The organism is Microbacterium sp. RURRCA19A (assembly GCF_900156455.1).
Classification (GTDB): domain Bacteria; phylum Actinomycetota; class Actinomycetes; order Actinomycetales; family Microbacteriaceae; genus Microbacterium.
Map to the genome: position 1 here is coordinate 40,590 of NZ_FTNQ01000004.1, position 20,329 is coordinate 60,918.

17 protein-coding genes are annotated in these 20,329 nt (G+C 71.1%); 12 read left to right on the forward strand and 5 right to left on the reverse strand.

The features are described from left to right. Window positions 1–10 precede the first annotated feature (10 nt). Genes BW982_RS14505 through BW982_RS14515 form a run of 3 tightly spaced genes read left to right on the forward strand, consistent with a single transcriptional unit; the run spans window position 11 to window position 1,997 of the window. A complete protein-coding gene (locus BW982_RS14505; RefSeq protein WP_076494439.1) occupies window positions 11–460 on the forward strand; it encodes a MaoC family dehydratase N-terminal domain-containing protein in 450 nt (149 codons plus the stop codon). Further along, on the forward strand, window positions 457–861 hold the full coding sequence (locus tag BW982_RS14510; RefSeq protein WP_076494442.1) for a MaoC/PaaZ C-terminal domain-containing protein: 405 nt from the start codon (window positions 457–459) through the stop codon (window positions 859–861). The genes BW982_RS14505 and BW982_RS14510 overlap by 4 nt, the downstream gene beginning before the upstream one ends. Further along, window positions 861–1,997: a UDP-N-acetylmuramate dehydrogenase gene (locus BW982_RS14515; protein WP_076494445.1), complete on the forward strand. Its 1,137-nt coding sequence runs from the start codon at window positions 861–863 to the stop codon at window positions 1,995–1,997. The genes BW982_RS14510 and BW982_RS14515 overlap by 1 nt, the downstream gene beginning before the upstream one ends. 301 nt (window positions 1,998–2,298) lie before the next feature. Here BW982_RS14515 and BW982_RS14520 read toward each other — a convergent pair whose 3' ends face one another. Both BW982_RS14520 and BW982_RS14525 read right to left on the reverse strand, forming a co-directional pair. Then, window positions 2,299–3,498: a pyridoxal phosphate-dependent aminotransferase gene (locus BW982_RS14520; protein ID WP_076494447.1), complete on the reverse strand. Its 1,200-nt coding sequence runs from the start codon at window positions 3,496–3,498 to the stop codon at window positions 2,299–2,301. 63 nt (window positions 3,499–3,561) lie between these two features. Next, complete coding sequence (locus BW982_RS14525) at window positions 3,562–3,885, reverse strand: hypothetical protein (RefSeq protein WP_076494449.1); 324 nt, start codon at window positions 3,883–3,885, stop codon at window positions 3,562–3,564. A 55-nt stretch (window positions 3,886–3,940) separates the two neighbouring features. Here BW982_RS14525 and BW982_RS14530 point away from each other — a divergent pair, with 55 nt between their 5' ends. Then, a complete protein-coding gene (locus BW982_RS14530) occupies window positions 3,941–5,236 on the forward strand; it encodes a chloride channel protein (protein WP_076494451.1) in 1,296 nt (431 codons plus the stop codon). Between the two features lie 57 nt (window positions 5,237–5,293). Here the strand turns inward: BW982_RS14530 and aceB are convergent, their stop codons facing one another. Next, the gene (aceB, locus tag BW982_RS14535) at window positions 5,294–6,952 is read right to left on the reverse strand and encodes a malate synthase A (protein WP_076494453.1); all 1,659 of its coding nucleotides are present in this window, start codon (window positions 6,950–6,952) and stop codon (window positions 5,294–5,296) included. A gap of 144 nt (window positions 6,953–7,096) precedes the next feature. Next, complete coding sequence (gene aceA, locus BW982_RS14540; RefSeq protein WP_076494796.1) at window positions 7,097–8,413, reverse strand: isocitrate lyase; 1,317 nt, start codon at window positions 8,411–8,413, stop codon at window positions 7,097–7,099. A 127-nt stretch (window positions 8,414–8,540) separates the two neighbouring features. Between aceA and BW982_RS14545 the strand changes: the two genes are divergently transcribed. The 3 genes from BW982_RS14545 (at window position 8,541) to BW982_RS14555 (ending at window position 12,543) form a co-directional block, all read left to right on the forward strand. Beyond that, window positions 8,541–10,016, forward strand: a complete 1,476-nt coding sequence (locus tag BW982_RS14545) for a helix-turn-helix transcriptional regulator (protein ID WP_076494455.1) — start codon at window positions 8,541–8,543, stop codon at window positions 10,014–10,016. A gap of 262 nt (window positions 10,017–10,278) precedes the next feature. Continuing rightward, window positions 10,279–11,871 carry a glucoamylase family protein gene (locus tag BW982_RS14550; protein ID WP_076494458.1) on the forward strand — a complete coding sequence of 531 codons (1,593 nt, stop codon included), beginning with the start codon at window positions 10,279–10,281 and terminating at the stop codon, window positions 11,869–11,871. Window positions 11,872–11,937: 66 nt separating this feature from the next. After that, window positions 11,938–12,543 (forward strand): TetR/AcrR family transcriptional regulator, encoded by a 606-nt coding sequence (locus BW982_RS14555; RefSeq protein ID WP_076494460.1) that lies wholly within the window; start codon window positions 11,938–11,940, stop codon window positions 12,541–12,543. A 320-nt stretch (window positions 12,544–12,863) separates the two neighbouring features. Here the strand turns inward: BW982_RS14555 and BW982_RS14560 are convergent, their stop codons facing one another. Further along, the gene (locus BW982_RS14560) at window positions 12,864–13,682 is read right to left on the reverse strand and encodes an endonuclease domain-containing protein (protein ID WP_076494463.1); all 819 of its coding nucleotides are present in this window, start codon (window positions 13,680–13,682) and stop codon (window positions 12,864–12,866) included. Between the two features lie 438 nt (window positions 13,683–14,120). Here BW982_RS14560 and BW982_RS14565 point away from each other — a divergent pair, with 438 nt between their 5' ends. Genes BW982_RS14565 through BW982_RS14585 form a run of 5 tightly spaced genes read left to right on the forward strand, consistent with a single transcriptional unit; the run spans window position 14,121 to window position 20,276 of the window. Then, entirely contained in the window at window positions 14,121–15,383 is a 1,263-nt protein-coding gene (locus BW982_RS14565; protein WP_076494465.1) for an extracellular solute-binding protein, read from the forward strand. 4 nt (window positions 15,384–15,387) lie between these two features. Continuing rightward, a complete protein-coding gene (locus tag BW982_RS14570) occupies window positions 15,388–16,335 on the forward strand; it encodes a carbohydrate ABC transporter permease (protein WP_076494467.1) in 948 nt (315 codons plus the stop codon). Window positions 16,336–16,346: 11 nt separating this feature from the next. Continuing rightward, on the forward strand, window positions 16,347–17,240 hold the full coding sequence (locus BW982_RS14575) for a carbohydrate ABC transporter permease (RefSeq protein ID WP_076494469.1): 894 nt from the start codon (window positions 16,347–16,349) through the stop codon (window positions 17,238–17,240). Window positions 17,241–17,265: 25 nt separating this feature from the next. Beyond that, entirely contained in the window at window positions 17,266–19,146 is a 1,881-nt protein-coding gene (locus BW982_RS14580; RefSeq protein ID WP_076494471.1) for a glycoside hydrolase family 3 protein, read from the forward strand. After that, window positions 19,143–20,276: a LacI family DNA-binding transcriptional regulator gene (locus BW982_RS14585; protein ID WP_076494473.1), complete on the forward strand. Its 1,134-nt coding sequence runs from the start codon at window positions 19,143–19,145 to the stop codon at window positions 20,274–20,276. The genes BW982_RS14580 and BW982_RS14585 overlap by 4 nt, the downstream gene beginning before the upstream one ends. Window positions 20,277–20,329 lie beyond the last annotated feature (53 nt).

Genomic DNA, 20,329 nt, shown 5'->3' on the forward strand with positions numbered 1-20,329 from the left:
GACTGACCCGGTGCCCGTGAACCCCGAACTGGTCGGTCGTGTCTTCCCGCCGACCGCGCCGTACCTCGTCGGTCGAGAGAAGGTGCGCGAGTTCGCCCGCGCGGTCTTCGCCGACGCCCCGCAGCACTCCGATCCCGCGGCCGCCCGCGCGCTCGGCTACCCCGACGTGGTCGCGCCGCCGACCTTCGCGATGGTCGTACAGGATCTGACCCTGCAGCAGCTCCTGGGCGACCCGGACTCCGGCATCGTCCTGTCGCGACTCGTGCACGCCGAGCAGCGCTTCCGGTACTCGCGGCCGATCGTCGCGGGCGACGAGCTCACCGCGACGTTGTCGGTCACCGGCATCCGCACGCTCGGGGGCAATGCCATGATCACGAGCGAGGCGGAGATCGTGGATGCCGACGGCGCCCACGTCGTGACGACGACCAGCGTCCTGCTGGCGGGGGAGGGCGACGCATGAGCACGTTCACCGTCGGCGAGGTCATCGCCGAACGCTCCGTCCAGCTCACGCGGGAGTCGCTCGTGCGGTACGCGGGCGCCTCCGGGGACTTCAACCCCATCCACTACCGCGACGACGTCGCCGCCGAAGTCGGCCTGCCGGGCGTTCTCGCCCACGGAATGCTCACGATGGGGGTCGCGGTCGGAACGTTGGCCGAGGCGCTCGGCGACACCGGCCGCATCCTCGAGTACGGCGTGCGGTTCACCCGCCCCGTGGTCGTCGACCCCTCCGAAGGCGCCGAACTGCACGTCAGCGCGAAGGTGGGTGCCGTCGACGACGAGACCGCCCGTGTCGACCTGACCGTCACCCACGCGGGCACGACGGTGCTCGGCAAGGCGCAGGTGCGCGTCCGGCTGTCCTGATGCCCGAGCTCACCCCGGTCCCGCTCTCCGCGCTCACGACCCTGCGCACCGGCGGTCTGCCCGAGCGGACGATCGAGGCCCGCACCCCCGACGAACTCGTCGACGTGCTGCGTGAGCTGTGGGCGACCGGCGAGCCGTGGCTCGTCGTCGGCGGCGGCTCGAACCTCTTCGTCGGCGATGAGCCGTTCGAGGGCACCGTGGTGCTGGTGCGCACGTCCGGCATCGAGGAGCTGCCCGGCTCCCGGCCCGACACCGCACGGTTGCGGGTACAGGCCGGCCACGACTGGGACGCTCTCGTCGCCGAGACGGTCGCGCGCGGACTCGCCGGCATCGAGGCCATGTCCGGGATCCCCGGGACGGTCGGCGCCGCCCCCGTGCAGAACATCGGGGCCTACGGGCAGGAGATCGTGCAGACCCTCGTCGAGGTGGACCTGATCGACGAGTCCACCGGCGAGGTGTCCACCGTTCCGGCATCCGATCTGGGGCTCGGCTTCCGCACCTCGGTGCTGAAGCAGCACTACGGATCGGTGCCGGCGCGCTCGGCCGTGATCGTCTCGGTCACGCTCGAGCTCGAACGCGTCGGCGACGGTGAGCGCCCTCTCGCGGGTGATCAGCTTCGCGGGGCCTTGGGACTGGATGCCGATGCGGCGGTGTCGCTGCGGTGGATCCGCGAGCACGTGCTCGCCACCCGCGCGCGCAAGGGCATGGTGCTCGACGGTGAGGACCCCGACACCTGGAGCGCCGGATCGTTCTTCCAGAACGCCATCGTGTCGGAGGCGTTCGCGCGGACGCTCCCCGTCGAGTGCCCGAAGTGGCCGCTCGGGCCCGCCGTCGACCCGGTGACCGTGATTCCGCTGGCGGCGTTCAGCGGCGTGGTGCCGCCGCCGATCGCGGAGTCGCACGACGTCAAGGTGAGCGCCGCGTGGCTCATCGAGCACGCGGGTCTGTCGCGCGGCTTCCGATTCCCCCGGTCCCGCGCCGGCCTCTCCACGAAGCACACGCTGGCACTCACCAACCGCGGAGGGGCGACGGCGGGCGAGATCGCCGAGCTCGCGCGCTTCGTGCAGAACAGGGTCCAGTCCGAGTTCGGCCTGCTGCTGCAGCCCGAGCCCGTGCTGGTGAACGTCGAGCTGTAGCCGGAGTTCCTGGCATCCGGTCTGCCGTCACGGCATCCGCCGCACCGTCGTGCGGAGTTCTCGCGCGACACGCCGTTCGGTGGTGCCTCACGCCGGCGTGTCGGTCAGGGACTCCGCGGGACGGTACTGGCCGGCGGGCGCAGGGTCCGGTCGGTCGAGGGGGGAGTGGATGCCACGACCCGGGCCGTCGTGCGGAGGTCGTCGCCGACACGCCGCCCGGAAACCTCGCCGGCCGGTGTGTCGCGGACGAACTCCGCACGACGGTGATGCCCGCCCCGGGGAAGCTGCCCGCCGCCGCCCGTCAGGAGAACAGACGCTGGAGGCGCTGGACGCCCTCCAGCAGCTCGGCGTCGCCGAGGGCGTACGACAGGCGCAGGTAACCGCTCGGGCCGAAGGCCTCGCCGGGAACCACCGCGACCTCGGCCTTCTCGAGGATGAGGTCGGCGAGCTCGAGCGAGGTCGTCGGGGTGACGCCGTCCCACTCGCGGTTCAGCAGGCCGCGCACGTCGGGGTACACGTAGAACGCGCCGAGCGGGTTGGGGACCTCGACGCCGTCGATCTTCGCCAGCTCGGACACGATCAGCCGGCGACGTCGGTCGAAGGCCTCGCGGAACTGCTCGGCCTCGTCCTGCGGGCCGTTGAGGGCCGCGGCGGCGGCGATCTGCGCGACGTTGTTGACGTTGCTCGACAGGTGCGACTGCAGGTTGCCGGCGAGCTTCATGGCATCCGCGGGTCCGACCATCCAGCCCACGCGCCAACCGGTCATGGCGTAGGTCTTCGCGACGCCGTTGACGAGGATCGTCTGGCCGGCCAGTTCGGGCACGGCCTCGACGATCGAGACGGCGCGGGCGCCCTCGTACGTGAGGTTCTGGTAGATCTCGTCCGTGATCACCCAGATGCCGTGCTCCAGGGCCCAGCGGCCGATCTCGGCCGTCTCCTCCGGGGTGTAGACCGAGCCGGTCGGGTTCGACGGCGACACGAACACGAGTACGGTCGTCTTGTCGGTGCGGGCCGCCTCGAGCTGCGCGACCGTGACCTTGTAGTCCTGGTCGGCGCCCGCGAACACCTCGACGGGCACGCCGTCGGCGAGTGCGATCGCCTCGGGGTACGTCGTCCAGTACGGCGCGGGCAGCAGCACCTCGTCGCCGGGGTTCACGACGGTCTGGAACGCCTGGTACACGGCCTGCTTCCCGCCGTTGGTGACGATCACCTGCGCCGGAGCGACCTCGAGGCCCGAGTCGCGGAGGGTCTTCGCGGCGATGGCCTCGCGCAGCACCGGGAGCCCGGCGGCGGGGGTGTAACGGTAGTTGGCCGGGTTCTGCAACGCCTCGGCCGCGGCATCCACGATGAACTTCGGGGTCGCGAAATCGGGCTCGCCGGCGGCATAGGAGATGACGGGGCGGCCGGCGGCCTTGAGGGCCTTGGCCTTCGCGTCGACCTTCAGGGTCGCGGATTCGGCGATGGCGGAGAGCTTGCGGGAGAGCGGAGCGCGGTCGGTCACGGCGTAGAGCCTACTCGGCACGCCCGGGATGCCGCGGGCTCCGGGGCGGGCGTCACCGAAGGGTTACACGGACGAGCCGAAGAACACCCAGACGACGGGGAGGACGAGCAGCACGCCGAGAGACGCGCCGATGATCGAGAGGACCGGATTCCGGTTCTGCCGCACGCGCAGGACGATGCCCACCACGCCGATGATCAGCGCGACCAGGCCGAGGAAGCCCATGATCGGGAGGAGGACGATCCCGAGCCACCAGATCGCGTTCATCTCGGGGGCGAGCCCGATGAGGAAGATCATCAGCGCCGGCAGCAGGATGAACGCCGCGAGGATGATCGCGACGATGCCGAAGCCGTCGCTGGCGCGGCGACCGGCCGGTGAGACAGAAGCCATGTCGTCACGGTAGCGCGTGGCAGGCGCGCTGTCGCCGGTGCGTTAGCGTGGCGTCGTGACAGTAGGGGCCCCGGAGCGCACGCGCGTGCATCGTCGGGGGCTCGGCCTCCTCTTCCGCCTGGGGCTCGCGACCGCGATCGTCGGGGTCGCGACCGGACTCGCCGTGCTGCTGCTCGTCTGGATCGTCCACACCGTCGAGCACCTGGTCTGGGGGCACGAGGAAGGACCGTTCCTCGACGGCCTCGCCTCCCCGTCGGTCTGGTGGCTGCCGATCGTGACGGTGGGCGGTGCGGGTGTCATCGCGGCCCTGGGCTGGTACCTGCTGCGCCGCTTCGGGCGGAAGATCGCCAGCGTCGAGCAGGGTGTCGCGGGCGCGCACATGCCGTGGTGGGAGACGCTCGCCGACACCGTGATCCAGGTCACCTCCGTCGCCCTGGGCGCCTCGATCGGCAAGGAGGTCGCCCCGCGCGAGCTCGCCGCGATGGGCGGGTCGAAGATCGTGCGGTGGTTCCGCCTCGACGCGCGATGGGGGCGCATCCTCATCGCCGCCGCGGCGGGCGCGGGTCTGGCCGCGGTGTACAACGTGCCGCTCGGCGGTGCGCTGTTCGCGATCGAGATCCTGCTCGCGCAGTTCAGCGTCGGCGCCGCCGTGATCGCGTTGTCGGTGAGCGCGATCGCGACCCTCGTCGCGCGGCCGCTGGTCGGCGACGGCTCCCTGTACCACGTGGCATCCATCGACGTGAACGCGTCGCTCATCGTGGCGGCGATCCTCATCGGACCGCTCATGGGATGGGGTGCGACGAGCTTCGGGGCCGTGACGTCGCTCCTGGCGAAGGTGCGCCCGACGGGGTGGAAGCTCCTCGTCGCGTTGCCGCTGACCTTCACCGCGGTCGGTGCGCTCGGCGCGGTGTTCCCCCTGATCCTCGGCAACGGTCGCGCCCTCGCCACCGCCGGCTTCGACCTCACGCAGCCCGCGCTGCTGCTCCTCGCGCTCGCCGTCCTGAAGTACGTCGCGACGGTGGTGTCCCTCGGTTCGGGGGCGGTCGGCGGCACTCTGCAGCCGTCCGTCGCCATCGGGGCGAGCCTCGGTGCCGCGGCCGCCGCGGGATGGGCGTTGATCTGGCCGGGGGCGGATGCCACGGGTCTGGCGATCGTCGCCGCCGCGGCGTTCCTCGCCTCCAACATGCGCGCACCGTTCACCGCCATCGTGCTGGTGATCGAGTTCACCGCGACCGGGTTCGACCTGCTGCTGCCGATCTTCCTCGCGGTCGCCGGATCCCTCGCCGCCGCGCGGTTGACCTCGCGGGCGAGCCTGCGACGCTTCGCGCCCCGCGACCCCGGGCGCGAGTAGATCCGAGCACCACGAAGGGCCGGGACTTCGCAGCCCTGGCCCTTCGTGGTCGGCGTTTCAGTCGAGGTACTTCGCGTACGCCGGCAGGGTGAGGAACGCGGGGAACTCCTCGCGCAGCGCCACCTCGCGGAACACCTCGGCGGCGTCGTCGAAGCGGTCGCCGTCGAAGCGGGTCGCCCCGGCGATCACCTCGCCGAGCAGCCCCTCGACGTACTCCCGCGTGATCCGCGTGCCGTCGGCGGTGGAGCGATCCTGGTGGATCCACTGCCAGATCTGCGAGCGCGAGATCTCGGCGGTCGCGGCGTCCTCCATGAGGTCGTCGATCGCGACGGCCCCGAGGCCGCGCAGCCACGCCTCGATGTAGCGGATCGCCACCGCCACGTTGCCGCGCACTCCGCCGGCGGTGATGGGCAGGCCGATCCGCAGGTCGAGCAGCTGCTCCGGGCGCACCGCGACGTCGTCCCGCAGCCGGTCGAGCTGGTTGTCGCGCTCGCCGAGCACGGCGTCGAACTCCGCGCGGGCAACCGGGATCAGGTCGGGGTGGGCCACCCACGTCCCGTCGAAGCCGTCGCCGGCCTCGCGCCGCTTGTCGGCGGCGACCTTCTCGAATGCGGCCTCGGTCACCTCGGGCTTACGGCGGTTGGGGATGAAGGCGCTCATGCCGCCGATCGCGTAGGCGCCGCGCTTGTGGCACGTCTGGACGAGCAGCTCGGTGTAGGCCCGCATGAACGGCACCGTCATCGTCACTTCGCTCCGGTCGGGCAGGACGAACCGGGCGCCGCGCCCGCGGTAGGTCTTGATGATGGAGAAGATGTAGTCCCACCGACCCGCGTTCAGACCCGCGCAGTGGTCGCGCAGGGCGAAGAGGATCTCCTCCATCTCGAACGCCGCGGGCAGTGTCTCGATGAGAACCGTGGCGCGGATCGTGCCGTGGGCGAGGCCCAGGCGCTCCTCGGTGAACGAGAACACGTCGTCCCACAGCCGTGCCTCGTCGGCGGACTCGATCTTCGGCAGGTAGAAGTACGGTCCGCGCCCCGCCGCGATCAGCGCGTGCGCGTTGTGGAACACGTACAGCCCGTAGTCCACGAGCGAACCGGATGCCGGGAGCTCACGGCCCGCACGATCGATGACGGTGATGTGCTTCTCGGGCAGGTGCCAGCCGCGGGGACGCATCACGATCGTGGGCGTGCGCTCGGCGGTGACGCGGTACTCCTTGCCCTCGGGGCTCGTGTGGCTCAGCTGCCCGCGGATCGCGTCGAACAGCGAGAGCTGGCCGCCGATGACGTTGCGCCACGTGGGGGAGGTGGCATCCTCCTGGTCCGCGAGCCACACCCGCGCGCCGGAGTTCAGCGCGTTGATCGTCATCTTCGGGTCGGTCGGCCCGGTGATCTCGACGCGGCGGTCTTCGAGGCCGGGACCGGCGCCGGCCACCCGCCACGACGGATCGTCGCGGATGTGCGCGGTGTCGGAGCGGAAGTGCGGGTCGTCGCCGTTGCCGATCTCGAAGCGGCGGCGCTCTCGCGCGGCCAGGCGGTCGTGGCGGCGCCGGGCGAACCGATCGTGCAGCTCGGTGACGAACGCGAGAGCCGCGGGGGTGAGGATCTCGGCGTCGCGTCCTTCGAGGGGGCGCTCGATCCGCAGGCGCGGAGCGGGGGTGGATGCCGAGGGCTCGGGGCCGGGGCGGTCGGTGGTGGGCGGGGGTTCGATGAGGGTCATGATCGTGGCTTTCTGTGAGCTGGCATCCCGCCCGCGTCTCCGACCATGTCCCGAAAGTGGCGGCCTGGGGGTGGCCCAAGCGACCAGAAGTGGGACATGCACTGCGAAAAGTGGGACGAGGGGTGGGGCGGGAGCCGGCGAGTGTCAGTGGAACTGCGCGGTCTCGGTGGAGCCGGCGAGGGCGAGGGTGGCGCTGTCGGGGTTGAGCGCGGTCGAGACGACGTCGAAGTAGCCGGTGCCCGCCTCGCGCTGGTGGCGCGTGGCGGTGTACCCGTTCGCTTCGGCGGCGAACTCGGCCTCCTGCAGCTCGACGTACGCGCTCATGGCGCGTTCGGCGTAGCCGCGGGCGAGGTCGAACATCGAGTGGTTCACGGCGTGGAAGCCGGCCAGCGTGATGAACTGGAAGGCGTAGCCGAGGGCGGCCAGGTCGGCCTGGAACGTGGCGATCTGCTGGTCGTCGAGGTGGCGCTTCCAGTTGAAGCTCGGCGAGCAGTTGTAGGCGAGGAGCTTGCCCGGGTAGCGGGCGTGGATCGCCTCGGCGAAGGCGCGGGCGAGCTCGATGTCGGGCTCTCCCGTCTCGACCCAGATGAGGTCGGCGTAGGGGGCGAAGGCGAGGCCGCGCGAGATGACGGCATCCAGGCCCGGACGCACCCGGTAGAAGCCCTCGCTCGTGCGCTCGCCGGTGAGGAACTCCGCGTCGCGGGGGTCGACGTCGCTGGTGAGCAGGTCGGCGGCGAGGGCATCGGTGCGGGCGATGATCACCGTCGGCACGCCCGCGACGTCGGCCGCGAGCCGCGCGGCGTTGAGGGTCCGGATGTGCTGCTGCGTGGGAACCAGCACCTTGCCGCCGAGGTGGCCGCACTTCTTCTCGCTGGCGAGCTGGTCCTCCCAGTGGATGCCGGCGGCCCCCGCCTGGATCAGCGACTGCGCCAGCTCGTAGGCGTTGAGCGGCCCCCCGAAGCCGGCCTCGGCGTCGGCGACGATCGGCGCGAGCCAGTCCCGGGTGATCTCGCCCTCGGCGCGCTCGATCTGGTCCTGCCGCAGCAGGGCGTTATTGATGCGGCGCACGACGGCCGGCACCGAGTTCGCGGGGTAGAGGCTCTGGTCGGGGTACGTCTGACCCGCGAGGTTGCCGTCGGCGGCCACCTGCCAGCCCGACAGGTAGATGGCCTTCAGGCCCGCACGCACCTGCTGCACGGCCTGGCCGCCGGTGTAGGCGCCGAGGGCCCGGATGTACTCCTCGGTGTGGAGGAGGTTCCACAGGTTCTCCGCGCCGCGGCGGGCGAGCGTGGACTCCTCGCGGACGCTGCCGCGGAGTCGGACGACGTCCTCGGCCGAGTACGTGCGCTCGATGCCGTCCCACCGCGGGTCGTTCTCCCACGCGGCGCGGATCTCATCGGCGGTCTCGGTCTGGTCGCCGGCGCGCAGGGGCGGCTGGGCGGGGGTGGCCTGGATCGTCATGTCGTCCTCCTTCGGGTGCCGGGCATCGGTGCCCGTGGAGACCACTGTCGGCGAAGAACACGACCTCGACCCGAGATTTCCGCTGTGAATTTTTGCCGTTCTTCTGTTTCGGTGAGATCATCCCGACATGGACACCGGAGTCTCCCTGACCGCGGCCGCCGCGGCATCCGACGATGAAGGCGTGGACACGCTCACGATCGGCAAACGCATCCGGCAGCTGCGCACGGCGCGCGGCCTGACGCTGGACGAGCTCGCCACCGCGGTCGGCCGCGCCCCCAGTCAGATGTCGATGATCGAGACCGGGCGGCGCGAGGCGAAGCTCACGCTCCTGCAGGCGATCGCGCGGGCGCTCGGCACGGGTCTGGACGCCCTCCTGGATGCCGAGCCCCTCGGCGAGCGCGCCTCGCTGGAGATCGCGGTCGAGCGCGCGATGCGCGGGTCGACGTTCCAGGCGCTCGGCATCGCGCCCTTCCGTGTCGGCAAGACCGTGCCGGACGAGGCGCTCGCCGCGATGCTCGCGCTCCAGTCCGAGATCGAACGCCTCCGCGACGAGAGATCCGCCACCCCCGAGGAGGCCCGCCGCGCCAACGTGGCGCTGCGTCGTCTCATGCGCACGCAGGACAACCACTTCCCGGAGCTGGAGCGCACGGCATCCGAGATCCTCGCCGCGGTCGACCACCCGGGTGGCCCGCTCACGCAGCGCGCGGCCAGTGACATCGCCGCCTACCTGGGCTTCTCGCTGCACTACGTGCCCGATCTGCCGCAGACCACCCGCAGTATCGCCGACGTCAAGAACGGGCGCCTCTACCTGTCGACGCGCGTCGCGAAGGGCGATCCGCGCGCGGCCGTGCTGCAGGCGCTGTCGAGCCGCATGCTCGGGCACACCGAACCGAAGAGCTACGGCGAGTTCCTCCGTCAGCGGGTCGAGACGAACTACCTCGCCGGGGCGCTGCTGATCCCGGAGGCGCACGCCGTGGCGGCGCTGACGGAGGCGAAGGCCCGCCGCGCGCTCAGCATCGAAGATCTCCGCGACACCTACTCGGTGTCGTACGAGACCGCCGCGCACCGCTTCACCAACCTCGCGACGGTGCATCTCGGCATCCCGGTGCACTTCTTGAAGGTCCACGAGTCGGGGACGATCACCAAGGCGTACGAGAACGACGACGTGAACTTCCCGACCGACCGGCTGGGGTCGATCGAGGGGCAGATGTGCTGCCGCCGGTGGACGAGCCGCGTGGTCTTCGACGAGGACGACCGCTTCAACCCGTACTACCAGTACACCGACACCGGCAACGGCACGTACTGGTGCACCGCGCGCGTGGAGCAGTCCAGCGAGGGTGCGCACTCGGTGAGCGTGGGCGTGCGGTTCGACGACACGAAGTGGTTCCGCGGGCGCGACACCCCCAACCGCGCCGTCTCGCGGCACGCGGTCGAGACGTGCTGCCGGCGCCCGCCCGCGGAGCTCGAGGCGGCGTGGCGCGACAACGCCTGGCCGAACGTGCGGACGCCCCGCACCCTGCTGGCGACTCTGCCCACGGGGGCGTTCCCGGGGGTCGACACGACCGAGGTGTACGAGTTCCTGGAGGCCCACGCGCCGAGGTGACGGGCCGGCACCCGCCACGGGGTGGGCGTGCCGTGCCGTGGTGTCGTGCCGCCGTGCCGTGCCGCCGTGCCGTGGTGCCGTGCCGCCGTGCGGAGTCCGTGGGCGACACGCCGATTCGGGATGCCAGGCGGCGGCGTGTCGACGGAGAGCTCCGCGGGAGGGTCCGCGTCGGAACCGATGGCTTGCGAAAAAACCGCACACATGTAAGGTTTCTGGCACGAGCTCCGTCCCCCCGGAGCGCTTTCGATGAGGAGAGCCCGTCATGAAGCACATCCGCTTGGCATCCACCGCGATCGCAGGACTCGTCGCCTGCGGTCTCGTCACCGCCGCGCCGACGACCGCCGCCCCACCGGGGCCGCCGCCGCACGCGGGATCGCACGCTCCGACCGGACCCGGCGCCCGCGACCTGCAGCGCTACGCGGAGGACACCTGGGCCTCGATGGTCGCCATGGCCCACCCCGCGACAGGGCTCCCCGACGACAACATCGGGGGAGACCTGGATGCCGCCACGGCATCGGGCTACACCTCGCCCACGAACATCGGCGGTTACCTGTGGTCGACGGTCACCGCGCGCGACCTCGGCATCATCGGCGCCGACGAGGCGCGCGACCGTCTCACCGCTGCCGTCTCGAGCCTCGAGCGCATGGAGCGCAACGATGCCAGCGGCATGTACTACAACTGGTACGCGCCCGACACGGGCGCGAAGCTGGAGATCTTCCCGACGTCCGGCGAGGTGATCCACCCGTTCCTCAGCACCGTCGACAACGGATGGCTCGCCGCGGCGTTGCGGATCGTCCGCGAGGCCGAGCCGACCCTCGCCGACCGCGCCGACGCGCTGTACGAGTCGATGGACTTCTCGGCGTTCTTCGATCCCGCGGGGGCGCCCGGGCTGCCCGCGGGAACGAACCGGGGCGGCTTCTGGGAAGAGCCGCCCGGCGACGGCTGCGCGGTTCCCGCCCCGATGTACAACGGCAGCGGCGCGCAGGCGTACTACACGTGCCACCACTACGACACCACGGTGAGTGAGAGCCGCATCGCCACGTACCTGGGCATCGCGCAGGGTGGCATCCCGGCGACCGCCCTGTACGGAACGCACCGCACGATGCCGGCGGGCTGCGACTGGGCGTGGCAGGAGCAGTCGCCCACGGGTGAGACCCGCACTTACGACGGCGTCGGCGTGTACGAAGGGGTGTATGCCTACGACGGCATGTCGTTCGTCCCGAGCTGGGGCGGCAGCATGTTCGAGGCGCTCATGCCCGACCTGCTCGTCCCCGAGGCCGAGTGGGGTCCGCGGTCGTGGGCGCTGAACCACCCGATCACGGTCGAGGTGCAGAAGCGCCACGGTCTCGACGAGGCCGGATACGGCTACTGGGGCTTCTCGCCCGCCAGCAACCCGTTCGGCGGGTACAGCGAGTACGGCGTCGACATCGCCGGCATCCGCTCGGATGGGTACACCTCGGATGCCGAGAAGACCGACGTCGACATCGACCGCCCCGGCTGCACGACCGGGACGAACCCCGACCCGACCTTCGGTGACGGAGTGGTCACGCCGCACGCGGCCTTCCTCGCCCTGCCGTACGACCGCGCGGGAGTGCTGAAGAACCTCCGCGGCATCGAGAAGAAGCTCGACGCCTATGGCCCGGGCGGGTTCTACGACGCCGTCGCGGTGAAGAGCGACACCGTCGCGAAGCGCTACCTCTCGCTCGACCAGTCGATGATCCTGGCCGCGATCGGCAACGCCCTCACCGGCGACAGCCTCAAGGACTACTTCGTCGACGACGAGCTCGAGCAGCGGCTGCGTCCCGCGATGGAGCAGCAGGTGTTCGGCTCGTCGTGGGGCACGCGCCGCCACTGACCGACTGCCCGACCGATGCCCGGTACCCTCGCGGGACCGGGCATCGGTGCGTGCGGGAGGAGACGGATGACGGACGAGGGGATGCCGCGCGCCCCGCGCGGGAGCTATCCGAAGGGTCTTCAGCGGCGCCAGCGGATCGTCGACGAGGCCATGGTCGTGTTCGCCCGATCGGGGGTGACCAGCGGATCGCTGCGCGAGGTCGCCAAGCGCGTCGGGCTGACCCCCGCCGGGCTCCTGCACCACTTCGCGACGAAGGAGGAACTGTTCGCCGAGGTGCTGCGCCAGCGCGACGAGCGCGTCCGCGCCGCCGCCGGAGACCCCGCGGAGCACACCCTCGTCGAGCAGATGGGCAAGGTCGTGGCGCACAACGCCACCGCCCGTGGCCTCACCGCGCTCTACACGGTGGTCGTCGCTGAGGCGAGCGACCCCGAGCATCCTTCGCACGTCGCGTTCGCCGCGCGATACCGCGACAGTGCGGCGCGGGCTGCCGAACTGCTGCGGGCGGGGCAGACGGCCGGGGAAGTGCGGGCCGACATCGACCCCGACCGCGCCGCGCGCCTCCTGAGCGCCGTGATGGACGGGCTGCAGCAGCAGTGGCTCCTCGACGATTCGGTCGACATGTCGGCGCACTTCGCCGAGTTCGTGCGCGGGTACCTTCAGCCGCGGCCCTGACGCCTGGCATCCGTCCGCCGGCGCCCGGGCGTGTGCCGTCGTGCGTGCCGTCGTGCGGAGTTCGTCGGGAACACGCCGGTTCGGGACGCCGCGCGGCGGCGTGTTGGCGACGGACTCCGCGGTGCGGATCAGGCGGCCACGCCGCAGTACCGGCTGTCGACCGGGCAGCGGCGTGTGCCGTCGTGCGGAGTTCGTCGGGAACACGCCGGTTCGGGACGCCGCGCGGCGGCGTGTTGGAGACGGACTCCGCGGTGCGGTCCCGCAAGTTCGGTGTCGACGGGGTGACGTCCCCCCTCGGTGAGAGTGCCGACGGGACGGCGTCACCGATCGGAGAGATGGATGCCGCGGTCGAGAAGTCCGCGGAGTGCGAGCTCGACGGTCGGCCAGTCGTGGATCACCATCGCGTAGTCGAACCGAAGGGTCACGAATCCCCACGCGGCGGCGTTCGCGTCGCGCACGAGGTCGTGGTGCCGCCGTTCGGGGCTGGCGTGATTCTCGATGCCGTCGACTTCGACGACCAGGCGCTCGCCCAAGAGCAAGTCCACACGGCCGACCGAGACGAGATTCTGCTGTGTGCGCACGCGAATGCCCCACTCCCGCAACCGCCATCGGACGAGCGTCTCGAGACCGCTCTCGGCGTCCGCGCGAGCGAAGGCGATCGCCTCACGCCCGGTCTCGTTGGTGTTCGCGGCGAGCCAAGTGAGATCTGCGCCCCCGATCCGCCTCTGGTGCAATGCCGATTCGAGCGCGACGAGGAAATCCTCGACCCCGCAGCATCGGAGGATCTGCCGGAGGACCTCGCGGACGTGGGGCGGTTCGAACGCGTCGTGATCGATGCGATCCCAGTGGGTCACGGCGCCGCCTGACCGACGGTGACCGTCTGGGCGGACGGCGACGTGCAGCGGTTCGGCACGGGCGAGCACCCACAGGCCTTCGTGCCGCGCCGCCGAGACGCAGGCGAGCGTCCCTCCGAGGAGCGCTGCACGTTGTGCGATGCCGCACGTGTCGGCATCCGCGTACACTCCGCGTCGGAGACGCGTCAGCGAGCCATTGCGGTGCGCCGCGTCGAGCCGTCGACGTGACATGCCGCCGGAGAACATCTCTGCCCGCGTGCGGATGCGGGCGCCGGAGGTGCACATGAGGCAACCCTGGCGAATCCGTCGTCCTCCCCGAGGTGCCCGGCCTCCCTTCAGTGGAGGAACCGCCCCACGGGCCTCCTGGGGAGGGGCCGTGCCCGGGTCTCCGGGCGCGTGCCGTCGCGCGGAGTTCGTCGGGAACACGCCGGTTCGGGATGCCGTGCGGTGGCGCGTCGGCACCGAAGTCCGCCGTGCGGATCGGGCCGCCTCGCCGCAGCGACGGCTGTCGACCGGGCCGGGGTGCGCGCCGTAGTGCGGAGTTCGTCGGGAACACGCCGGTTCGGGGGTGCCGCGCGGCGGCTCGTCGGGGCCGAAGTCCGCGCGACGGCCCACCGAATGCGGAACCCCGACCGCCGGCCGGGTTGCCGCGATCGAATTTATGCGCTTAAACTGTCCGAGACACCGCGCCCGACGACGGGCGCCCGTTCGAGGAGGAACACGATGAGAAAGACCCGATGGGGCGCTGTCGCCGTCGTTGCGGCGGCCGCGATCGCGTTGACCGGATGCGGACGTACCTCCGATGCCGGCCCGGGTGCCGCCGAGGCCGGCACCATCGGTGACGCCAAGGCCGAGGGCACGCTCACGATGTGGGCGATGGGCGCCGAGGGTGAGGCGCTGCCCGAGTTCGTGAAGACCTTCGAAGAGGCCAACCCCGGTGTGACCGTCGACGTCACGCCCGTTCCGTGGGACGCCGCGTACAGCAAGTTCCAGACGGCCATCGCCGGCGGCAACACCCCCGACCTCGCCATGGTCGGCTCGACCTGGATGGCCGACTTCGGCGACGCGCTGCAGACGGTTCCCACCGACCTCTCGACCGACGGCATCTTCCCCGGCGCGATCGACTCCACGAAGATCGACGACCGTGCGACCGGCGTGCCGTGGTACGTCGACACCCGCGTCCTCTACTACCGCACCGACATCGCCGCGAAGGCCGGCTGGAACCAGGCGCCCGCCACCTGGGACGAGCTGAAGCAGATGGCCGCCGACATGCAGTCCAAGGGGGGTGCCGAGTACGGCATCCGCCTCCCCTCGGGCAACGACTCCTTCCAGGGGAACCTCTGGATGCCATGGTCCAACGGCGCCGAGCTGGAGAACGGCTCGAAGTGGACCCTCGACACCCCCGAGACGGTCGAGGCGCTGGACTACTACCAGAGCTTCTACACCGACGGCATCGCCAACCCCGCGGCCGATCGCTCGGCCGGGGCGCAGGAGGCGGACTTCGTCTCGGGCACGACGCCCATGTTCATCGACGGTCCGGCGTTCATCGGTCTGCTCGACGACCTGGGCGGCGAGGGCTTCGGCGACAAGATCTCGACCGCGGTGCTGCCCGCGAAGGAGTCGTCCACCTCGTTCAGCGGCGGCGCGAACCTCGCCGTGTTCGACGACTCGAAGAACGCCACCAGCGCCTGGAAGCTCGTGCAGTGGCTGACCGAGCCCGAGACGCAGGCCGCCTGGTACGAGGCGACGGGCGATCTCCCCGCGGTCCAGGATGCCTGGAAGTCCGACGCCCTGGCCTCGTCGAAGACCCTCGCGGCCTTCGGTACGCAGCTGGAGACCGCCCAGTCGGTGCCCGCCGTCACCACGTGGGTGCAGGTCGCCGCCGCCGGTGACGCGATGCTCGAGAAGATCCGCCTCGGCCAGCAGTCGCCGGCCGACGGGCTGAAGGAGCTCCAGGCCACCGCCGATCAGCTGGGTCTGGGCTGAGACCATGACGCAGGCAGTCGTGGGTGCGACCGGACGGGCTCCGGCCCCCGGTCGCGCCCGCGCCGGCGGGGCGTCGAGCCGCCGCCGGCGCCAGGGATGGGTCGCGTGGGGCTTCGCCCTGCCGTTCGTCGCGGTCTTCGCGGTCTTCATGGTCGTGCCGATCGTGGGCTCCTTCGCGATGTCGTTCACCGACTTCACCGCGCGCGACATCCGCTCGCCCTTCGGGGTGAACTTCGTCGGACTCGAGCAGTACCTCTCGGTGCTCGGCGACCCGGTGTTCCTCACCTCGCTGGGCGTGACCGCGACGTTCGTCGTCGTCGGCATCCCGGTCACCATGGCGATCGCGCTGGCCCTCGCCCTCGCGCTCAATGCCAGCCGGGGGCGGTTCGTCTCGATCCTGCGCGTGGGCTTCTACGCTCCGGTCGTGACGAGCATCGTCGCGGTGGCCGTCGTGTGGCGCTACATCCTGCAGCCGGAGGGGCTGCTCAACTCGGCGTTGGCGATCATCGGCATCCAGGGTCCGGATTGGCTCAACGACACCCGCACGGCCCTGCCCTCGCTCATCGCGATGGCGGTGTGGCGGAACGTCGGCACCCTCATGGTGATCTTCCTCGCCGGGCTCCAGGCGATCCCCACCGACGTGAAGGAGGCCGCCCTCATGGACGGCGCCTCGTCGTGGCGGCGTTTGACCTCGATCACCCTCCCGCTGCTGCGCCCGACGCTGCTGCTGGGGGCCGTGCTCATCTCGGTCGGGTTCCTTCAGTTCTTCGAGGAGGCGTTCGTGATGACCCAGGGCGGGCCGCTCAACTCCACGCTCTCGGTGGCCTATTACACGTTCAAGCAGTTCGGCTTCGGGCAGTACGGCACGGCCTCGGCCGCGAGCTACCTGCTGTTCCTGGCCATCGCGCTGCTCAGCCTGGTGCAGTTCCGCGTGCTGCGCTCGAAGGATTGAGGGAGGATGCCATGACGCTCACCACCCCTGCCGCCCCGGCCGCGGTCGCAGACCGCACCGAGCAGCCCCGCCGCCGCGCCGAGAGGCGCGTCACACCCGGTCGTGCGCTGACCTACGGCGTCCTCGTCGTCGGGCTGATCGTGTGGATCCTGCCGTTCGCCTGGATGCTCCTGGGTTCGGTCAAGACGCAGCGCGAGATCCTGCAGCGCCCGCCGACCTGGTGGCCGCAGGATTTCACCTGGGAGAACTTCGGCGCCTGGTTCGGGCAGCTGAACTTCGGGCAGTTCTTCGGCAACAGCATCGTCGTGGCGCTGTTCACCGTCGCCGGCAACCTCGTCTTCTGCTCGATGGTCGGCTACGCGCTGGCGAAGATGGACTTCCCGGGCAAGAAGGCCCTGTTCCTCGTCGTCATGCTGACGCTGATGGTCCCGGGTGTCGTCACCTTCGTCCCGCTGTTCGTGATGGTGTCCTCGCTCGGGCTCGTCGACAGCTACGCCGCGCTGATCCTGCCGTTCGTCACCACTCCGCTCGGCGTCTTCCTCATGCGACAGTTCATGCTCGGCATCCCGGATCCGCTGCTGGAGGCCGCGCGCATCGACGGGGCCGGGGAACTGCGGATCTTCGCACGGATCGTCATGCCTCTGTGCGGACCGCCGCTGGCGACACTCGGCATCCTGACCTTCCTCGCCTCGTGGAACAACTTCCTCTGGCCGCTCGTGGCGGCGCAGACCGAGGCGAAGTACACCCTCCCCGTCGCCCTGTCGTTGTACTCGACCGGGCAGAGCGCCACGAACTACGGCCTGCTGCTGGCGGGATCGGTGCTCGTGATCGCGCCGATCATCCTGCTGTTCGTCTTCCTGCAGCGGTACTTCATCCAGGGCATCGCCTCCACCGGACTGAAGTGATCCGCGACCGATCCGAAAGGATGCCATGACCTCCGCCCGCTTCCTCACCGCCCCGGACGGGACGCGTTTCCGCGACCTCAACGGCAACGGCGCGATGGACCCGTACGAAGATCCGCGCCGCAGCGTGGACGAGCGCACCGATGATCTGCTCGGGCGCCTCAGCCTCGAGGAGAAGGTCGGTCTGATGTTCCAGACCGTGATCGAGGTCGGCGAGGACGGCGAACTGCTCGAGACGCCGGGAAAGATCTCGAAGTCCCCGACAACCACGGTCGTCGTGCACAAGAACATGACGCACTTCAATGTGCACGCGATCCGCACGGCCCGGCAGGCGGCGACCTGGAACAACAATCTCCAGGCCCTCGCCGAGACGACGCCGCACGGCATCCCGGTCACGATCAGCACGGATCCGCGCCACGCGTTCGTCGAGAACACGGGAGTGGGGTTCGCGGCGGGACCGTTCTCGCAGTGGCCGGAAGGTCTCGGACTCGCGGCCCTCGACGACGTCGAGACGGTGCGCGAGTTCGCAGAGGTCGCGCGGCGCGAGTACGTCGCGGTCGGGATCCGCGCGGCCCTGCACCCGCAGATCGACCTCGCCACCGAGCCGCGGTGGGGCCGTCAGGCGCAGACCCTGGGGCAGGATGCCGCGCGCGTCGCGGAGTTCACGGCGGCGTACCTCCGCGGGTTCCAGGGCGAGCAGCTCGGCCCGGACAGTGTCGCGTGCACGACGAAGCACTTCCCGGGCGGGGGACCGCAGCAGGACGGTGAGGACGCGCACTTCCCCTACGGCCGCGAGCAGGTGTACCCGGGCGGGATGTTCGACTACCACCTCGAACCGTTCCGCGAGGCGATCCGCCGCGGTACCGCGGGCATGATGCCGTACTACGGCATGCCCGTGGGGCTCGAGCTCGACGGGCGTGCCGTCGAGGAGGTCGGCTTCGGGTACAACAAGCAGATCGTCACGGGCCTGTTGCGCGAGGAGCTGGGCTACGACGGCGTCGTCGTCACCGACTGGGAGCTCGTCAACGACAACCATGTCGGCGATCAGGTGCTGCCCGCGCGCGCGTGGGGCGTGGAGCATCTCACCGCGAGCGAGCGCATGGAGAAGATCCTGGATGCCGGCGCCGACCAGTTCGGCGGCGAGGAGTGCGTCGAGATGCTGCTGGACCTCGTCCGCGCGGGCCGGGTGTCCGAGGAGCGCATCGACGCCTCGGCTCGGCGCCTTCTGCGGGTGAAGTTCGAGCTGGGCCTGTTCGACGACCCGTACGTCGATGTCGACGAGGCCGAGCGGATCGTCGGCAACGCCGAGTTCCGGGCGGCGGGGGAGCGAGCGCAGGCACGTTCGCTCACGGTGCTGGTGAACGAGGGGGCGACGCTGCCGCTCCGCCCCGTCAGCGCCGTGTACGTCGAGGGTTTCCGCGCCGGCGACGTGGACGAGCTCGGCACGGTCGTCGCCGATCCGGCGGACGCCGATCTCGCCGTGGTGCGCATCGGTGCGCCGTTCGACCCGCGCGACGACCTCTTCCTGGAGGCGTGGTTCCACCAGGGCTCCCTCGAGTTCGCGCCCGGCCTGGTGTACCGACTGCAGAAGATCGCGGCATCCTGCCCGCTCGTGCTGGTCGTGAACCTCGATCGACCGGCGATCCTCACGCCGTTCGTGGGGCACGCGTCCGCGATCGTCGTCGACTACGGCAGCTCGGCGCGCGCCGTCCTGGACGCCCTCACCGGGCGCGTGGCGCCGCGGGGCCGCCTGCCGATCGAGATCCCCCGCTCGATGGATGCCGTTCGCGCGTCGCGCGAGGATGTACCGTCGGACACCGGCGACCCCGTCTTCCCCGTGCACTTCGGGCTGGAGCTCGCGGGTGTGGAGGACGCGCCGGAGCCGAGCAGGGGGTACGTGCACCGATGAGCGAGACGGACGCGACGCGTCGACCGACCGTGTACGACGTGGCCCAGGAGGCCCGGGTGTCGATCGCGTCGGTGTCGTTCGCGTTCCGACGTCCCGACAAGCTCAGCGATGCCACGCGCGAGCGCGTGCTCGAGGCCGCGCGGCGGCTGGGCTACGCGCCCAGCGCGGCCGCGCGCGGCCTCGCGCACGGCCGAACCGGCACGCTCGGACTGCACGCGTTCGACCTGCTGCTGGAGCGGGCCGACCCGCTCACGCAGACGCCGTCGCTGACAGGGCTCGCCACGCCGCGGCTCGACGCCGACGGCGTGATCCCGTGGGCGCAGACCGACGACGACGTGCTGTCGGATCCTCGGGCCTTCCCGCTGTACGTCGACGAGGTGCAGCGCGGATTCGAGCTGGAGTGCTGGGCCCTGGGACGCCCCGTGATGCTCAGCAGCGGCGCCGGCACCGACGTCTCGGTCGCCGACACCGCCGGCCGCGTCGACGGGCTGGCGATCTTCCCCTCGCCGCAGACGGCCCCCGCGCTGGCCCGGTACGCCCCGACCATCCCCATCGTGCTGTTCAGCGCCGCCCCCGGCGACGATCACCACCACCGGGTGCGCGTCGACAACGCCGGGGGGATGCGCGCCCTCGCCGACCATCTCGTCCGGGAGCACGGCATCCGCGACATCGCCTTCGTCGGGCGTCCCGAGGCCTCCGACACCGCCGAGCGTCTGACCGGGCTGCAGGACGCCCTCGCCGACCGCGGGATGTCGTTGCGCCCGCAGGTGGTGGATGCCACCGTTCGCGGCGAGGACGAACTCGTGCCCCAGCTGCGCGCGCTCCTCGCCGACGGGCGGATGCCGCAGGCCCTCGTGTGCGCGACGGACCAGCACGCGTTCGCGGTGCTCGACGCGCTCGCCGCGGAGGGACTGCGAGTGCCCGACGACGTCGTGGTGACCGGCTTCGACGGCACGCTCGCCGCCCGCCTCAGCTCCCCGCCGCTGACGACCGTCCGGCAGCCGATGGAGGCGATGGGCCGCGCGGCGGCGCGCATCCTCGCCGGGGTCGCGGGCCCCGCCGACCGTCCCTTCGACGTGGTGTTCGAGCCGCGACTCGTGGTGCGCCGCAGTTGCGGCTGCCCGGGCTGACCCCCGGCACCGTGGCATCCGCCCCGGCTCGTGCCCTCGAGCGGACTTCGTCG

Coding starts and splice junctions, on each gene's coding strand:
- BW982_RS14510 (WP_076494442.1), top strand. CDS start 457: ATGAGCACGTTCACCGTCGGCGAGGTCATCGCCGAACGCTCCGTCCAG.
- BW982_RS14515 (WP_076494445.1), top strand. CDS start 861: ATGCCCGAGCTCACCCCGGTCCCGCTCTCCGCGCTCACGACCCTGCGC.
- BW982_RS14525 (WP_076494449.1), bottom strand. CDS start 3,885: ATGGCTTCTGTCTCACCGGCCGGTCGCCGCGCCAGCGACGGCTTCGGC.
- aceB (WP_076494453.1), bottom strand. CDS start 6,952: ATGACCCTCATCGAACCCCCGCCCACCACCGACCGCCCCGGCCCCGAG.
- aceA (WP_076494796.1), bottom strand. CDS start 8,413: ATGACGATCCAGGCCACCCCCGCCCAGCCGCCCCTGCGCGCCGGCGAC.
- BW982_RS14545 (WP_076494455.1), top strand. CDS start 8,541: ATGGACACCGGAGTCTCCCTGACCGCGGCCGCCGCGGCATCCGACGAT.
- BW982_RS14550 (WP_076494458.1), top strand. CDS start 10,279: ATGAAGCACATCCGCTTGGCATCCACCGCGATCGCAGGACTCGTCGCC.
- BW982_RS14555 (WP_076494460.1), top strand. CDS start 11,938: ATGACGGACGAGGGGATGCCGCGCGCCCCGCGCGGGAGCTATCCGAAG.
- BW982_RS14560 (WP_076494463.1), bottom strand. CDS start 13,682: ATGTGCACCTCCGGCGCCCGCATCCGCACGCGGGCAGAGATGTTCTCC.
- BW982_RS14565 (WP_076494465.1), top strand. CDS start 14,121: ATGAGAAAGACCCGATGGGGCGCTGTCGCCGTCGTTGCGGCGGCCGCG.
- BW982_RS14570 (WP_076494467.1), top strand. CDS start 15,388: ATGACGCAGGCAGTCGTGGGTGCGACCGGACGGGCTCCGGCCCCCGGT.
- BW982_RS14575 (WP_076494469.1), top strand. CDS start 16,347: ATGACGCTCACCACCCCTGCCGCCCCGGCCGCGGTCGCAGACCGCACC.
- BW982_RS14580 (WP_076494471.1), top strand. CDS start 17,266: ATGACCTCCGCCCGCTTCCTCACCGCCCCGGACGGGACGCGTTTCCGC.
- BW982_RS14585 (WP_076494473.1), top strand. CDS start 19,143: ATGAGCGAGACGGACGCGACGCGTCGACCGACCGTGTACGACGTGGCC.